General features: G+C 40.9%; 7 protein-coding genes. All 7 read right to left on the reverse strand.

Features of this window, described 5'->3' with window-relative positions; all coding sequences use genetic code 11:
* Positions 1-101 precede the first annotated feature (101 nt).
* On the reverse strand, positions 102-3,965 hold the full coding sequence (locus tag IPZ59_RS18210; RefSeq protein WP_236137474.1) for an efflux RND transporter permease subunit: 3,864 nt from the start codon (positions 3,963-3,965) through the stop codon (positions 102-104).
* A 305-nt stretch (positions 3,966-4,270) separates the two neighbouring features.
* Complete coding sequence (locus tag IPZ59_RS18215; RefSeq protein ID WP_236137475.1) at positions 4,271-4,651, reverse strand: HYC_CC_PP family protein; 381 nt, start codon at positions 4,649-4,651, stop codon at positions 4,271-4,273.
* 100 nt (positions 4,652-4,751) lie between these two features.
* Positions 4,752-5,651: a DUF6557 family protein gene (locus IPZ59_RS18220; RefSeq protein WP_236137476.1), complete on the reverse strand. Its 900-nt coding sequence runs from the start codon at positions 5,649-5,651 to the stop codon at positions 4,752-4,754.
* A 134-nt stretch (positions 5,652-5,785) separates the two neighbouring features.
* A complete protein-coding gene (locus IPZ59_RS18225) occupies positions 5,786-6,709 on the reverse strand; it encodes an energy transducer TonB (RefSeq protein WP_236137477.1) in 924 nt (307 codons plus the stop codon).
* Positions 6,710-6,858: 149 nt separating this feature from the next.
* Complete coding sequence (locus tag IPZ59_RS18230; RefSeq protein WP_236137478.1) at positions 6,859-7,455, reverse strand: GNAT family N-acetyltransferase; 597 nt, start codon at positions 7,453-7,455, stop codon at positions 6,859-6,861.
* A gap of 101 nt (positions 7,456-7,556) precedes the next feature.
* Complete coding sequence (locus IPZ59_RS18235) at positions 7,557-9,533, reverse strand: RICIN domain-containing protein (protein WP_236137479.1); 1,977 nt, start codon at positions 9,531-9,533, stop codon at positions 7,557-7,559.
* Between the two features lie 419 nt (positions 9,534-9,952).
* Positions 9,953-18,658 (reverse strand): GH36-type glycosyl hydrolase domain-containing protein, encoded by an 8,706-nt coding sequence (locus IPZ59_RS18240; protein WP_236137480.1) that lies wholly within the window; start codon positions 18,656-18,658, stop codon positions 9,953-9,955.
* Positions 18,659-18,749 lie beyond the last annotated feature (91 nt).

An 18,749-nucleotide genomic window follows, 5' to 3' on the forward strand; every position in this document is an offset into this window, starting at 1 on the left:
ATTTCCAGTATTTTTTATTTCAATTTTATTTCGCGCTAACCTATTTCGCCGAACCTGCCTAACATAGGTAGAGGCATATTTCAACCTTATTTCGCGCCAGCTTATTTCAACTTTATTTCCTTATACTTCCCATACAACACCGGCACAATAAACAAGGATATCAAGGCCACCGTCATGCCTCCAAAGGCTGGAATAGCCATGGGGATCATGATATCGGAACCACGGCCAGAACTGGTCAGGACAGGTAATAGTGCCAATAAGGTCGTTGCTGTAGTCATTAAGCAAGGTCTGACACGCTTGAGACCTGCTTCCAATACTGCTTTTCGAACTTCGTCAATACTCTCTGGTTTGATTTTTTCGAAGCTTTGTTTCAGGTATGTTCCCATCACAACCCCATCATCAGTAGCAATACCAAAAAGGGCAATAAACCCAACCCATACAGCCACAGACAAGTTGAACGTACGCATCTGAAAGAGCTCACGCATGTTGGTTCCCAAGAAACTGAAATCAAAGAACCAATCCTGCCCATAGAGCCACAACATCATAAATCCTCCCGAAAATGCCATCGCTATGGCCGAGAAGATCATCAACACCATGGCTGTAGAACGGAATTGAAGGTAAAGAATGAGGAAGATGACTGCCAAACATAGAGGAATCACGATAGCTAAGCGCTTTTCTGCACGGACCTGATTTTCATAACTACCAGAAAACGTGTATGAGACCCCCGCTGGAACTTCCAGCTCTCCAGAATTGATTTTTTCTAGAATATAATCTCTTGCATTATCTACAACTGATCCCTCCGCAAAGCCATCGCGCTTATCAAATAGTACATAGCCTACCAAGAAGGTATTCTCCCCACGGATCATCATAGGTCCGGGGCGATAATTGATCTCAGCTAATTGCCCCAATGGAATCTGCGCCCCTGTTGGTGTAGTCACTAAAATCTTCTTCAAAGCTTCAGGATCATCCCGGTACTCCCGTGCATAGCGAGCTCGGATAGCATAGCGCTCCCTTCCTTCCACGGTAGTGCTTAGCGTCATACCTCCAATAGCCACTTCTATAAATTCCTGTACATCGGCTACATTCAAACCAAACCTTCCCAACTGGGTTCTGTCCAAATCAATCTCTAAATACGGCTTACCCAGCGAACGATCGGCAAATACTGCCTCTGCTTTGACGGATGGAACTTCTTTGAGCACGGACTCTAGCTTCAAGCTGAAATCTTCGATGGTTTCCAAATTAGGGCCATATACCTTCATCCCCATGGGTGCGCGCATACCTGTCTGCAACATGACTAAGCGGGTTTCGATCGGTTGGAGCTTGGGGGCAGAGGTAACTCCCGGTAAATTGGAGGTGCGCGCTTGTATTTCATCCCAAATATCATCCGGTGTACGGATCTCATCCCTCCACTGACGGAAGTATTGCCCTCTTCGCTCATCAGAAACCAGGTATTTGGCGATGTTCCTTACAACAGACCTGCGTTGGGATTCTTCCATGTATGTTTTCTCCTCATCCCAGATAGCTCCATCCTGACGGTCATACCACCAGTTTTTTCCATTCACATCAATCAGATAATTCCCTTCTTTATCGACTTGAAAGCGGAGTTTTCGAGCATTTTCGTCTTGCAAATATTCCGTCTTGTAATTGATGATATTCTCGTACATAGACATAGGAGCAGGATCCAAGGGACTCTCTGCCCTTCCAGCTTTTCCTACTACCATTTCCACTTCTGGAATCGCCTGGACCAACATGTCCAATTGCTTGACAATTTGCATATTCGCTTCCACACCAGAATGAGGCATGGAAGTGGGCATCAAGAGGAAGGACCCCTCATTCAAGGCTGGCATAAATTCCTTGCCCATCCCAGGGAAGGCATGTGTTAAACCTGACCAAACGGAGGTCGTCCGGATATTGACGCCTACCTGATCCAATCCTGACGCTACAAATCCAAAGATTTTTCCAAAACCCAACCAGATATTCAGTGCCAGAATAATTACAGTCACTGGAATCAGCAAAAAGACTTTGGCATTGGCCAAACACCAGTGTAAAAGCAGGGCATAATAACGGATAAATAGCGCAAATACACCCAAAACCAAGCCAACCACTAATCCAATAAAAAGGAAGTTGACAAAAACTGATTGCGTTAATCCCAAGGGTCTCCATTCAATCGCCAATAGAACTGAAACAGCAGCTACGGCAATCAGCATGGACAACTGATTTTTGTATTTTCCTTCCAAAGTTTGTTTAGGGAAGAACTGATGGACCAGATGGTTGCTGGCAAATGCCAACAATACCCATCCAGCCCATGGGTAGTAGAATAACAGGACCACACCGATCACTGCCATCAAGCTGTTCAAAAGGGTTTTATAATTTTTAGATTTCACCTTTGCTCCAAATATCCAATGCGCAAAGGCAGGCATAAAGACTAATGTGAAAATCAATGCAGCGATCAATGCAAAGGTTTTGGTATAAGCTAAGGGACCAAAGAGTTTACCTTCGGCTGCCTGAAGGGTGAAAACAGGCAAAAAACTAACAATGGTAGTCATCACTGCCGTCAAAATCGCAGAACTTACCTCGGCCGTAGCCTCATAGATTAGTTGAAGCTTGGTCTTTTTACCATCCGAATCTTCCAAATGGCGAAGAATATTCTCGTTCAAAATAATCCCCAAATCCACCATGGTACCGATAGCGATGGCGATCCCCGATAGTGCTACAATATTGGCATCTATTCCGACATACTTCATCATGATGAAGCACATCAACACAGCCAAAGGCAATAAGGCAGATATCAAGAGAGAAGCCCGTAGGTTGTACACCATGACCATGATGACGATTATTGTGATTAGGATCTGCAAACTGATGGCTTCATTGAGTGTACTCAACGTTTCCTTGATCAAGCCTGAGCGATCATAAAATGGGACAATGGTAACCTTGGAAACCGTCCCATCTTCCAAAGTCTTACTTGGCAATCCAGGGGATATCTCATCAATCTTTGCTTTGATAGCATCGATGACCAACAGTGGATTATCTCCATAGCGGGCAACCACTACCCCGCCGACTGCCTCAGCTCCTCCTTTATCCAAAATAGCACGTTCGGCTCGGCTGGCAGGTCCTATATTCACCTTGGCTATATCACGGATTCGAAGGGGAACATTATTGCTCACCTTGACTACGGCTTGCTCGATATCTTCTAGGGATTTCACATAGCCCAATCCACGGACGATGAATTCTACCTGATTGATTTCCATGGTATTGGCACCAATATCCAAATTGGATTGCTTGATCGCATTCATCACCTGCATCATGGACACATTGTGGGCTTTCATAGCCACAGGATCCAAGTCAACTTGGTATTCCTTGACATGGCCTCCAATACTGGCTACTTCTGCAACGCCTTCTGTACCTGCCAATCCATAACGAACATAATAATCTTGAACACTTCGTAACTCATGCAAATCCCATCCCCCCACAGGATTCCCTTGCTCATCCCTGCCTTCCAAGGTATAAAAATACACCTGACCAAGACCAGTAGCATCTGGTCCGAGTTTAGGTTGAACGCCTTCTGGAAGCAATCCAGCTGGTAAGGAATTGAGTTTTTCTAAAATCCGTGATCTACTCCAGTAAAACTCCACATCATCCTGAAATATGATGTAGATGGATGAAAATCCAAACATGGAAGTGCTCCTGATAGACTTTACCCCTGGCATCCCTAGCAAGGAAGTCGTCAAAGGATAGGTAATCTGATCTTCCACATCCTGAGGAGAGCGCCCCATCCAATCTGTGAAGACTATTTGCTGATTTTCTCCAATATCAGGTATGGCATCTACCGGTACCGGATCATTGGGCAAAAAACCCGTATTCCAGTTGAAAGGTGCCGTCACTATCCCCCAGCCTATGACAAGGAAAAGAAGGATTACTGTCACCAGTTTATTTTCAAGGAAGAATTTAATGATTTTGTTGAGCATAGCTTTTTTAACTAGATGCTTGATATCTGTTGAGCAGATATTTATGGATATTAGATAGTAATGGATATTGGGGCTGAAGCGAATAGTGGGCCAGACCTAGCAGGTTTTAAAAACCTGCCAGGTCTAAAATGAGGCTAGTAAAGACTAACTGAAATCAAAAACCAAAAGAGGTTGAAACCATTCGATTTGGCAACTGAAAATTAACCAATACGGCAGTTATTTCATTTTTGGATTGAATCAATTCAAATGTTAAAAACATTTTGTGCCTTTGAGTCTTTGTGGCCTGACAGCGTCTTTGAGAAAAATTAAATCAGGAATACCTGACAAAAAATATAAATCGGAGTATTGTGAAATATGGGTGGGGAAGAATCAGCAAATGCTGTCTTCTCTTTTTCTAAAGTAGGGATAAAAGCTAATTCAAAAGGAACTTGAAAACTATAAAAATCAATCAAAAGCGGCTGAAGACTCAATGATTCTGACAACTGCTGATCCGTATTGGGTAGCTCTAAATTAGAAACATCCTCACAACAACCCGGCATTGGGGTGTTGGATTCACAACAGGTTTTATATTCAGCAAAAATGTTGATTCGTTGGAAATCGGATCCACAGAAATGCATGGAATAGCTCAAGCCTGCGTTGAAAAACACATAAAATACTAGGAGCGATATTTTGATGAATGACTTCACGAAGAATGTTTACGCATGAAAGGTAAGAAGGTTATCTGAATTTCTAGATATTTATGAATAAAATAATTTTAAAATCCACTCATTACCAAGACATTATCAATTAAACCATTCCAAACTGATTGACCATTTGAGCGGGGACTTCCTGAGCTATATCCCAAACTTCGACAATTTTATCTCCATCAAACCTCAAAAAATGGACAAGTACAAAGACCTCAGCATCTGGGTTCTGCTGAACAGTGGAATGAACAGCTATTAGGTCTCCATCCTCCAAAATTCTTAGTATTTCAAATACTTTTCTTGGATACTTTTTTGCATCTGCATCCATGGCTTGCATGAGAGATACTGCATCCCCTTTGAAATAGGGATTATGGTGCCTAAAGTCTCCGGAAACATATTGATCGAAGGCTAGTCTTGCTTGACCTAAGGCCGCCAAACGTAGAAAGTCTGATGCAATATTTTTTCTATCCTTATTCATATCTAAATCCTTTTCCATCAATTTTTCAAGAGTTATGGTTTTTACTCTCTTTTCCTCATCGCTTAAACTTTTATACTCATCTGCAATATTCTTAAGTGATTGAAATTGTTCTTGAATAGAAGTTTCTTCATAATCGATGAATGTCATTTCAAACAGACAATGCGTAATGATTTCTAATTCCGTGAAGTTTTCTATTGTTTCTTTTGCGAGATCCATCCCAAGCCATTTATTCCACTCAGTAAATTCGAGGGCATAACTATTTGAGTAAGATTGAGGGTCAGGATTTTTTAATCGCCCTGAGACATCCACATACGTCTCCTTTTTATCATTTTCGTCAATAGGATCGCTATCATATTCAATCAGCATCAGCTCCATTTTATCGTCAAAAATAGGCTCAACTATTCTAAGTTTCTCAAAAACAGCCCTATACTCATCCAATGCGTCTCCTTGATCAGGATAAAGTTGAAGTAGAATCAGTTCTACACTTAACCAATCATTTGATTTAATTAATTGATACAGTTTCATTGGATCATCTATTTAATTATGCTTTTCATTCAATCAAGAAAAGGTGAAGCCCATCAATGTTCGAAATAATTGTTAATACTTTTTTGAAAACTTTGAGAAAGTCTCCAAAATATAATTAACTGAATTTGAAGTATTTAGAAAGTAACCTCTCTTCTCTCTTGAATTAGGCCTACAGCAAAAACTTCAATTTCCGTCAAAGTTTTGGAAATGGGCAAAGTTTCTTTACTAGTTTTTTTGGGCCTGCCTACTGACTTCCCATCTAGTTGAATTGCGAACGTAACAGGAATGGCGAATCTCGAGGAATAGGCTTTACCATCAACCATAGCGGGGACCCATAAATTTGGTACTTGTTTGATTGCGTCGATGGCTGCTTCTCCACATCCATCGCCGATGTCATTGAACACTTTGAAATCCTGTGCTTGCCCAGTACTATCAACTTCAAATAAGATATGAAGTGTCCCAACAGTAGATTTCCTTCTGGCTTGAGTGGGGAAGATTAAGTTTCTTTGGATGATACTGTTCATTTCATGCATACTACCCATATAGCGGGCTGGCCGATCTACCTTCATCTCTACGAAAGTATCTCCATACTTTATTGGGTAGCTTGATGAATCGGATTTAAAATAGAGAATCTGACCCTTATCGTAGTCTACTACAAGGGAAAGCTCTTCGGGCTTGTCAAAATATTCCCAAACACCGATTTTGTAACCATCAAAGGCTTCCCCTTTTTCGTACTCATTGGAAACAATTATCGTATTTGAAAATTTATCCTTTTCTAACTTTATCAAAAACTTACTTTCAGTCGGCACTTTGATTTTACTAGTCTGGTATCTCTCCTTTTCAATTATCAAATAATCTTCAGGGCCAACAGTTAATTGAAAATACCCAAGATGGTTTGTCTTAGTTGCTGCGGTATCTCCTTCAATAAAAACCACTACTTGATCAATGGGTTTTGCTGTTTCCGCATCAACAACTCGAGCAATAATAAGTTCTTGGGCAAAATTTAGATTGGCCAAGAACGTCATAAAAAACAAGCAGTTAACAAATTTAAGGTTCATTAAAATTGATTTTAGTATTAGAAAACGAAAAACAGAAAGCCACTAGACAAAACAGGCAGAATGTCCTTCTTCAAGTGACTATTACTGCCTTGGATAAAATTAAGAATTTTATCTGAATCTTCTTTTTTACAAATCCATAAAAACACCGATTAGTGTGGATTTTTGGGGTATTGAAGATGTTCCATCTGCTTACCTACCAGTGTTTTTTCACCAACAACTTCAAAGCCCAATTTCAAATATAATTGTTTAGCTTTTGGATTCTCTTTGTCCACTAGTAAACCGAGTGTTTGTTCTCCTCGGTGTATGTATTCATGGATTAAAAACTGAAAGACTTTTGTACCGATTCCTTTCCCTTGTTGGTTCGGATTGACTCCTACACAATCAATATAATATTCACCTTCCTGTGTTTCATCTTCAGGGTCAAAATCCTTGTGAAACATCTCATCAATAGTTGCAGCTACTGGCTTCCTTAACTCTTGTAATTGTGCCCCATCATATACCAGTGCAGCAGCTACGATTTCATTTGCAGAAACTACTACCCAGCAGTTCTCATAAGAGTATTGGTTACCCTTTTCTTGGATCAACCTATGCAAAAAATTGACTGCTTTTTCATAGGACTCTTCTCCTATGAAGCGATAGACGATGTCTTCCATTGCAAGAATAATGTATTCAGCAATTTTGAGAGAATCTTGGGGTTTTGCTTTTCTGAAGAACATATCCCCTACTTCAGTTTTTTTTAAAGCCACTCTATTAGATTTTTAATATGGTAGTCAATTGATGTTTCTGCCTTCAATTCTACTACTAAAATACATCAAGCATATTATCACTGCCAAAAACCTGATTCTTTTTATAATTCGAGCAAATAACTTTTGTAAATTAAATCTTGGTCAATGGTATGTAAAATAAAACTTCCATTTTCAAAATTTACCCATCCTGCCTTTCCATTAAAATCAAATAGCTGATCTCTAAATCTTAAGGGCATATTGGGAAACTCTTTCAAAGTTGACAACACATTCCCATATTCATCCACAATCATTCCTTTGGTCCTATTTAATGATTTTGTTTGATGACCCCAATTGGTAGTTTTAACTTCCCATTCTTCGTAAAGAATCAAAAAATTATTGTTCCCAAAGCCAAATAATTTAGGGCGTGATGCGGTAATCCCTTCGGAAAGCTTAAAGTTGGTCAACCAAACTATGCCTGTACTTTGAACTTCCCCACTTGTCTGAGTAGTCGTCCGAATACGCTCATCGCCGGTTGCTTGACTATTGCCTTTTTTCGTATCTACCAAATCCTTGGTTACAAAAAGCCTTGAATTTGGCTGCCATCCATCTTCAGCAAGGGAATTGATAGGAAGTTTTTCAAAATCATTAATTATATGTATCAGTCCTACATTTCTAGAATCATTCTCACGTGAGGAACTTATGTTTTTGTTAGCGACAAATGTCATTACGTACCCTTCCTTACCGATTGCCAACTGACCTAGATTGATCGAACTAAAATTATCATCGCCATTCCGCGCATACGCATACCATCCCAAAGCCTCTCCATGGTGCACATCTGTTTGAGTATCTATCTTCACCAACTCAATACCAGCGCCAGGAATATACCATCCAGCATCTGGTTGATCTATGCAAACAAAACTTTTCCCGTCAAATACGACACGCTGATCAAATGAGTGCTTCCAGCTGTAGGACTGTCCTACTGCAGCCGGCATTCCGTTGTCACTATTCACACTTAATCGTGTTCCAGACTGATGACGACCACTAATCGTTTGATCATAATCCGAATTACTGGAATAAATCACTGCTATTTTTCCATTCCCATATGCAATATCTGCTGAACCAGCCGTCATTGGCGAATAGACCGGATTATTTTCTCCAGTATAGTTATCCGATAGATTCAGATCTTGATTCCAAATGGGATTACCTTCAGGATCGATCTTCGTTAAAGTCATGATATTGGGACGTCGATTCCATCCTTGTTGATTCGACATATCCTCGTTTTTTGTAGTAAGCGTATAAAAATTTGAGCCATCAGCTGTGAAACCTGATAATCTATCAAGGCTTCCTGGCAGTGTTTTACTCCAATCTTTAGCAAATCCATCCATATGTTGGCTGTAGGAGGAGAGCTTTACGCCATAACCACTCGCATGATTTTGCCAAACTATCATGAGTTGACTATTTTGAAAAGATGCTAAAATTTGCGGCTGAACACCATAGGTAGGTAAAGCACTTTTTTCACTATCACCGTCAAAAAGTGTCGTTACTGTATGTTGGCTGAAAGGTTCCCCTATCTCAGATAAAGAAAATCTTGTATCCGTGGGTACTGCTTCCACTGATGACGTTAGCTTTTTAAAAATCCAAAGTTGCCCTGAATAGTCCCCCGTAGAAGTAAGTCCCACTGTTGGTATATCTTGAGAGTAAACTACATCAACGGAAAAATCTTCGGTCAATTTAGCACTCGAGATCCTGTAAAAATCCTCGAAATCATTCTCTTTTGAAATTACCCACAATTGATTATCAAAAGTGTTTTTTTCCTTGAGATAAATATCATGGATTTCCGAAATACCTTCCATCACCTCAAGGGCCTTTGTCTCCCTATTAATTTTACAAATTATCCTATAAACTCCATTTGTTACTTGTTCGATTCTCCACTGCTGATTATCTTGACTAGTAGTTTTTGATAAAAACACACTTTCATTATCAGCTGTAAGAGCCATATCATCTCCTTGGTAAAGAGTAGTCAATCGATAGTAGGCATTGGTGTCAAATGTCTGTGCAAGAAGCTGTCCGCTGTAAAAAATAAAAAATACAACTACCAAACCCCGCGCATAAGTTGTCTGTAACCTAAAATAAGGTTCGAACCTTATTTTACTAAGATAGCAAATAGCCAGCTTCCATATTTTTATTCCATGTGGATTCATAGGGTATAAATTAAATGAGTACTTTTTGCTCTTGATAGTGGCTTTCTTCAATCAGCAGAAAACTATCTAAAAGTAATGATTTTATCTAATTATAACCCTAATTATCAGCACTTTATTTAACAAATAAAACTCAGCTCTGGCTGAAATTAAATTCAATTGAGTTCGCAGGGAGTCAACCCTAACTTTGCTCGAATATGAGCTAGCACCTAATTGACTTTTTACTCTGAAAATAGCATTTTGATTTTTAAATTAAATCAAAACCCTTTAATTGAACACTTGAAACTTTTGCATACTACCATATAGCTGAGCAAGTTTTTTCAAGTAATACCAATAGGAAATGGAATGATTTGTAATCGAATGTGATGCTGTTTTTTATCTTGATAGATGAAAATTTCCGCAGGTACCGCATCAAATCGAACTTCCTCTCCATCAACTGTTCCTGAAAGCAACCCACCTTGTAATTTCTCAGGATTCAATAGCTGTATATGATAGCGGGTTTCTTCATCGTCTAAGCGCATATCAACTGTATATCCTTCCCAATTTTCTGAGATAGCGGGATTCAAAAGCAATGAATTGCCTCTGATTTGTATCCCAAGTACCGATTCCAATGCAACCCGGTACATCCATCCAGCTGAGCCTGTATACCAAGTCCAGCCCCCTTGTCCACTTAAAATATCTTCGCTGTAAACATCCGCAGCTATCACATATGGCTCCACTTTATACACATTGGCCGAAGCTTTGTCAAGTGAATGATTGATAGGATTGATCATGTGGAGGTAGCGAACCGCCTTCTCTCCCATTCCCATGGCAGCAAAAGCTTTGACCGCCCAAAGGGCTCCGTGGGTGTATTGCCCACCATTTTCCCGGACACCCGGGATATATCCTTTGATGTAGCCTGGATCTTTATCGGTTTTATCAAAAGGTGGTGTCAATAGTCGAATCATCTTTTTCTCTTCTGAAACCAACTGTTGCTCCAAGGCCTTCAGACTTTCTGCTCCACGCTCTGGAGAAGCTACTCCGGAAATGATCGACCAAGCCTGGGAAATAGCATCTATTGTACACTCATCGTTTAAAGAGGAGCCAATAGTACTTCCATCATCATAAAATGCTCTCAAATACCAAGCTCCATCCCATCCATTTGTATTCAGTTTGAATTTCAGTTCTTCGGCAATCTGCGCATAGGTTTCGCTTCTAGCAACATCTTCCATGCTGCGGCAAATCTTTTCAAATTTGATAAGAACATCGTATAAGAAGAATCCTAACCATACGCTTTCTCCTTGTCCACCCTCTCCTACTCGATTCATACCATCATTCCAGTCTCCTCCACCAATAAGCGGCAGACCATTGACTCCAAACTTTAATGAAATATCAATAGCCTTACAACAATGTTCATAAAGGGTACCTTTTTGTTCCAAGGTATGGGGATGCAAATACACCTCGTGCTCATTAGTTTCCAGTGATCGAGCATTGATATAGCTCACAATTTCTGTTAAAACCGAAGTATCCCCCGTCGAGCTTAGATAAAAATCTAGTACATATGGTAGCCAAAGCCTATCATCTGTAATTTTAGAGCGAATTCCCCTCCCAGTTGGTGGGTGCCACCAGTGGAGAACATCCCCTTCCAGAAATTGTTGCTTGGCATGCAGCAATAGCTGATTTTTACAAATGAGAGGATCTACATAGCGTGCTGCCATGGAATCTTGCAGTTGATCCCTGAATCCATAGGCTCCTCCCGATTGGTAAAAGCCTGTGCGCGCCCACATCCGGCAAGACAAATTTTGGTATACTAGCCAACCATTGACAAGAATATTCAACGATTGATCAGGTGTGGAAATTACTATCTTACCACATGCATCCTTCCAAAATCGATGAACATCTTCAAGAGCTGCCTCCACTTGACTGAGTTCGGAAAACTCATGGATGATTGCTTCTGCTGCGACTCGATCACACTCTTCCCCTTCCAAGAAAATAAGAGTAACATTTTTACCTGGACCAAGCTCGAAATAGGTTTGCATGACAGCACAGGAGTCTCCTCCAGGCAGATTGTCGTTATCGAGCCATCTCATAGCATCCAAAGCTAGGGGATTACCTAAGGAACGATTTCTACCAATGAATTTATTTTTATCGGTGGTAAATCTAGTGATAGCTCCTTCTAAAGGATTGATAAGCGTTGAGAAAACCGTTCTCCCTGCAAACTCATTATTGTAATTGTTGCTTGCAAAAAGTGTAGCCCCATCCTCAGCAACTTCCTGATTGACAAAACGGGAAGAAAGACCTGAATCCACTCCTAATACCCTATCAAGATACCTGAATACCGAGAGTTTCTGAGTGGTGGACTGAGTATTGGTTAAGGTAAGAATGGAGCATTTCAATGCTTTGTCTACATGAACAAATTGACGTAAATGTTGCTTTAATCCATTGACCTCCACATAAAAAGCCGTATAACCGAAGCCATGAGTTACTTGATACGTGCCTGCTGCAACAGGTCCTGGACATGGTGACCAGTAGTGCATCCGCTCCTCATCCCGAATATAAAAAGCCTCTGAATGGGTGTCCATTACCGGGTCATTGGACCAGGAGGTGAGCTTATTTTCTCGGCTATTTTCACTCCATGTATAGCCTGCACCACGCTCAGAAACTGTAAATCCAAAAGTAGGATTAGCAATCACATTGATCCACGGAGCGGGAGGCAAAAGTGGAACCCCAGTATGAGGATCTGTTGATATCAGGATATGGTAGGCTGTACCATCCATCGAAAAGCCACCATACCCATTAAAGAATTGTACCTCCTTTATCCACTTTTCAAGGGTCCTCTCGTCCAAAGGTTCCCATTCCCGAAGAGAGGTGTAGCTACTTACCAGATGGTTTGATAACCAAGATTGGGTTTCAGTTTGTTGAAGCACTTTTGCAAGATTTGGCAACTGCTTGTTCCATACAACTTGAGCCACACTTAATAAAAGTGTTAATGTTTCTGGCTGAATTTTATCTGTTTTGTAAATAAATATTCCTCCTCTTTTGTTGAAAACTTCACGCTCAAGGGAGGACTCTATGGCTATCTGAATAGCCTCTTGGATTTCGTCTATGTACCCGGGTGCATGTTCGTTGAGGATGAGTAGTTCGGATTCAATTCCCCGCTTGCGCCAAAAAGAATGTGCCTTAAGCAAAAGTTTGATGTGTTTGAGCTGATTGGCCTCGTTGATTCGGAAAATGATCAAAGGAAAATCACCTGATATACCATACGCCCAAAGGTCCGCTTGTTTTTTGCGATTAGACAGCAGTGTGTGTGCATCAGCCCTGAAAGTTGGAACACCAAATAACAGGTAAGAGGATAATCTTTGGAACAGGTGAGCCTGACTTGTCCGGATGCCCATATGATTGAGTTCTACCAATCCATAAATTGAGGCTAGATCGAATGCCCGATTGACTGCTAATTGACTATCATAGATAGCCGCAATCTGCAAGGCTACCTCTCGGGAAGTGGCAAAACCAAGCCCAAAACTCAGATGCGCTTTTTCTCCCGCTTGAAGAATGATCTGCTTTCTCAAACTGACAATAGGATCCGACACATTCCCCTGGGTTCTTTGCAGCAAATACCCATCGGTCAAGGCTATGGGATTACTCAGAGACCTACCACTTCCAATAAAATTAGACCTTTCTGTTTCAAAACCAACTGGCTTCACCACATGAATCTGATTGCTACAAGCAAATGTATGAATCAAATACATGGGAGATTCTTCCTTACTCCGGGGTCTTCTTTTAGCTAGGATGGTATGATTTTGTTCCAAATATTCCGTTTCTACAAACAACTTCGAAAATGCTGGATGGGCATGATGATGGGTCAAGCCATTGAGGATAACTTCTGCATAACTGGTGATTTCGAGCACGCGCTCCCGATCAGAATAGTTGGTGAATGTAAGCTTTCTCAGCTCAATCGGATGATCTGGGGAAACACAAATCTCAGAGGTAGTTTCAATCCAATTATCCACACGGGAACACATCACTTTCCCATTGTGAAACCATGTATCGTAGCGATCTGGTTTACGTTTGACTGGCTGATGCATAGCAGACCAAAAATCGCCACTTTGGACATCTTTTACATAAAAATAGAAGCCCAATGGATCAATTGTCGCATCAGCTTTCCATCCATTTAAGGTAACTCCATGCATGTTGGCAAAGCCGGTTCCAGCATGGGTGATCATTGTAGAAAAGCTTCCATTCGATAACGTATGCAAGCGAGGAGGACTGAGGTCCAATTCGTTAATTCCGGCATGTTCTGCCACATACTGATCGGCAGATTTAGTACTTGGTTCAAGTTCGGCATCGATAGGGTGCGGTTCTTTGATCGGGGTCCCTTTAGGAATGCGCTCTTGCAGCAACAACTCGCAACTTTTGATTCGAGGATCTGCATGAAAGCTTTTTCTTACAGACGCTTCATTAAGTACATTTTCCAATGCGATCAAGCTCATACCATGGTGATGAACCATGTAAGTTTTGACGACTTTATAAGCAGTCCCTTCTGTGAGATGCGATGTGGTATAGTCAATGGCATCATAAAACCCAAACATTCCCAAGCCACCAGCCGCTTCGACTTCTTGTAGGTTTTTGATGGGATCGGAAATCTCAACCATCAAGGAAAGTATGCTAGCATAGGGAGCTACTACATACTCATCTGCAAGCCCGCGTTTTAATCCAAGCCCAGGCACACCAAACGTGCGGTATTGATAATGTAAGTCAATATTGAGAAAATAGTAGGCACTTTCAGAAGAACCCCAAGGAAATCCTCGGCTATGTCCGTATTTTTTTTGCCATCGGATGACATTCCGGCACGTACTATCCATCATAGTATCCTCAAATGATTTGAAAAAGAGAAGTGGCATTAAGTACTCAAACATGGTTCCTCCCCATGAAAGTAACATTTCATCTTCATGGATACGGGTAAGTCTCCTGCTTAATCTAAACCAGTGCTCTACTGGAACATCTCCCTTGGCAATAGCAATATAGGAAGCAATGCGTGCCTCACTAGCCAATAAATCATAGGTACTTTTGTCAAATTGGGCAATATCCAAATTATACCCGATACTAAACAAGCCTCTTTCCTTTTGGTAGAGAAAAGAAAAATCCATGGAGTCAATCAAATCTTCTGCCATGAGAATAATTGCTTCCGCTTGCTCCTGCCAATGGTTTATAAGAACATTTGGACCACTTTCAGGTAAAGTTTCACCCAACTGCCTCCTCCATTCATCGCATGAATCCACATGAAAAGACAATTGTTTTTCTTGGCTCAATACTCCTAATTCAGCCAAAGCATCATTTATGTGGATCAGGGGTCTGTTGAGCCAAAAAAGCATATGCTCAACCATCAGATCATCTATCATCGTGACAGCCGACAATACATCATTGGCAGCAAGCTTTTCAGCATCTATTTTTATTTTCTCCAAAAACTCCAAACTAATGGAAGTCCCCTCCTCAATTTCTTGATCCAACTGACCAAGCATATCATGGACTAGCACTTGAATCTTTTCAAAAGCACGAGGCTTCAGTCCTTGAACGTTGTGTAAATTCAAGAGTATGGAATGAATAGAACTCAAGGTGTCCCTTAACCCCCTGTGAAAGTTTTTATACATTCCTGGAGAGGTCATGATCTCTTTGACAGCCTCTTTCACAGTGATAAGACTGGCCGCTAAATTTCCTGAATCTACGGTGGATATATAGGAAGGTTGAAGAATCCGACCCGAGCCCGTAGCATACCAATTAAACAGATGACCTCGGTATTTTTCAAGCCGTACAATTGCCTGCATGGAATCTTCTTGTCTTTGCAAAAATGTCCCTAGGGTCATATAGCCCAAATGATATGCCGTAGTCGTAGAGACGAGCGCCAGTCCAATATTCGTAGGGGATGTTCTGGCTGTTTCGGATAGCTGTGGATTTTCCTGATAATTATCAGGAGGAAGCCAACCATGCTTTTCATTTACGAAGCGCTCAAAATAGGCCCATGTACGTCTTGCATACAATCGCAATTTGGAGCGATCATTATCCGAAAGCACCACCTGTGGCTTTGGTAATGGCAAACTGATATACCATGCATAAAAAGGGGAACCAAACCACAAAACAAAAAAGGGAATAACTACCCATAAGTGTGCGGGATTGATTACCAAAGCCATAAGTACGATTAAGACCCCTAAAAGCATGGGTAAAATCATCCACCGCATGTAGTCTACCAAGGATTGCTTCCGCATATGCTCTACTTGAGAAGCCGTGGACCATTCCAGAAGTAGCTTTTTTGAAAAAGTTAGTCGGTATAAGGTTCGCATAATCGCATCCAACTGTACAAAAGCCTGGTGAGGCGCAACAATAATGGTAGACATAGCCTGAATGCGGTGCATGCGTAAATTGTCCCAAACTTTAACCATGTGTAGCTTCCATCGCACCCGTGCAGGCCTATTGAGCAAGTCACTGGATAAGGTGATATACGTAGGAAATGCAATGATTCCAAAAGCAGCCACTACCCATATCCAATTGGCTCCTGGAAGCCAAAAGATACCTGCAAGGAAAAAGATCAACAGAAAAAAGAAGTTGAGCGACCTCCGAAGGTTATCAAAAATCTTCCATTTCGATAATAAGTTGATTGGATTTTTTACAATACCCGATTCACTTGGAACATGCGAAAATAACCATGATGCTATTTGCCAGTCACCTCTTGTCCAACGATGATTTCTTTTAGTAAAGGCACTGTAGGTACTGGGGTAATCGTCATATAGTTCGATGTCAGTAGCAAGGCCTGTTCGTACGTAGGCACTTTCAATCAGGTCGTGTGAGAGAATTCTATTTTCGGGAAACTGATGCATCATGACCTCATGAAACGCCTTGACATCGTAGATACCTTTTCCGGTAAAGCTTGCTTCTCCTGTAAGATCTTGGTAAATATCAGAAACCGCTGCTGAGTAGGGATCCAATCCTACATTGCCAGAAAAAATTTTTGAAAATCGGGTGTTTTTTTCAGACTCCGGAGAAAATGAAATCCTTGGCTGAATGATGGTATACCCTTTGGTGATCCGGCCTTTTTCTTTGTCATACCAAGCTCTGTTGAGTGGATGCGCGATGGTATTAATTAATTTTTTTGCCGTGCCCGGGGGTAATTTGGTATCGGCATCCAAGGTGATTACAAATTGAACTGGACAAATGGCTGTTGTTGCCCAAAAATCACCTACCACCACCGTATAAGAAGTTGGAGAGGATGGATTGTACAGGAGTTGATTAAATTCCTCCAGTTTTCCCCGTTTTCTCTCCCAACCCATCCAAACATTTTCGGATGGATTCCAAAGTCGCTCCCGATGCAACATAAAAAAGCGTTCCCCAAATCGCGAGGCATACTTTTCATTCAATTGATGGATCGCATCAGTTGCAGCCTCTAAGATTTCGGCATCGCCTTTGGTATCCTTTTCTTGTGCATCTGTAAAATCCGAAAGTAGTACAAACTGAAGTCCAGGATCAGGGTTTCCTAAAAAATGTACCTCTAAATTTTCAATTTGCCGTAAAGCATCTTGGACAGACACCAACATGGTGGGCATGACAACCATCGTTCTTGCAGCATCCTTGACATCCGTTTTGTCATTCATTTTCGGAAGCAAACGTGGTGGTAAAAAAAAGGCAAAAAAACGATTGACAACAGAAACAGCTAAGTCAAAAGCCGGAAAACTAGCTACCAAAATCACGGCAATTACAATTCCAAGACTATGGCTGAGAGTGCCAGAGGCCAACCAAAGAATACTTAAAAATACAAGGGAAAAAGAAGCAATTAAAAACAAATATAGCGAAAAGTGTTTCTCAAATGCGCTAATACTCCGCTCTCTGAGAGGGACTGAATAGTCAGTCCTTTGAATGAGTTCCTTGTAACCCTCACCTAGTAGAAAAAATCCAATATGTCTTTTGATACAAGTTTTACCAAAAATGTAATCATCACCATCGCTCGAGACAAGTGTCTCCTGCTCTTGAGCTAAGTTCAAAGCTACTTGTGCAACCTGTATTTCAGAAAAACTTGAACGCCTGCTGACCTTTTCTATTACTTTTCGATAATTGTCCCTGGTTTGAAAATCCATCAATTGATAGTCTCCCGATGGATCATGCTTGAGAATATCATTGATTAAAGAGCAATCTTCCACAAAATCAGACCAATCTACCTCCAAAATCTGTCTCAAGGACAGAACTGCGTTTTGAACATTTACTTCCAATCTTGATTCTTTTTGCGCTTCTTGCCGCATGGCCTCCTCTAGCGTGATTTCATAGTGATTGATACGATAATTAAACCAGCGCTTTTGTTCCTCGTAAAGTAGCCCTTTCGTTTGAAGATTATTAAAAAGCTCAATAAGCGTGGATAAACCCGCTTTTTTATCTTGCTCTTTAAACCAGCCTGCTATTGCTTGTGAAAAAACTCCTGGTTCTTCCAGATCCTCATGTTGAATAGCCTCTACAAACTTTTCAACGGCTATTTTAAGCTTCTTTTGCTCCAAAATAGTTGCCGCCTTTTCAGCTAACATTTGAATCAAAAAAAGTCGAATCATGATTGGAATTGCCCAGATCTCTCCTATTTGAAGTGGTTCTTCCTCCTGATAGCTTTTGATATATTCCGTCAAGACTTCCTTATCCAATACATTATCGGTATGGGTCAACAAATTCAGAATAATATCATACACTCTTGGAAATCCTGCATGCTCTCCTTTAGATAGCAATGGGATATTTTGATGATAATTTTTGGGAAAGTCTATACCGATTTGGACGATCTGCTCTTGAATAATATAAAAATTGTCCAAAAGCCATTCGGAAGCAGGAGAAATCTCTTTTTCGGATTTTACTATGGTAGAAAGAGTTCGGTACGTTTCAGTGAGCACCTCCCTAGATTTTTCTAAAATTGGCTTTATTAACCTTGGTTTAGATGAACCTTTGGATGCTTTGTGTATTTTGGCCAGACTGACAGCACTTTCTCTAAGAACCAAGGTATTAAAGGAAACTGCTATCTGATTATTCATACTTTGAGTTATTTACTTACGTTAGAAACTGGGTACCTCTGGTAAAAAACTGATTACTAGTCACCATCCTAGTAATCGTCTAATCCTTTGC

This window comes from Mongoliitalea daihaiensis (assembly GCF_021596945.1).
GTDB lineage: Bacteria > Bacteroidota > Bacteroidia > Cytophagales > Cyclobacteriaceae > Mongoliitalea > Mongoliitalea daihaiensis.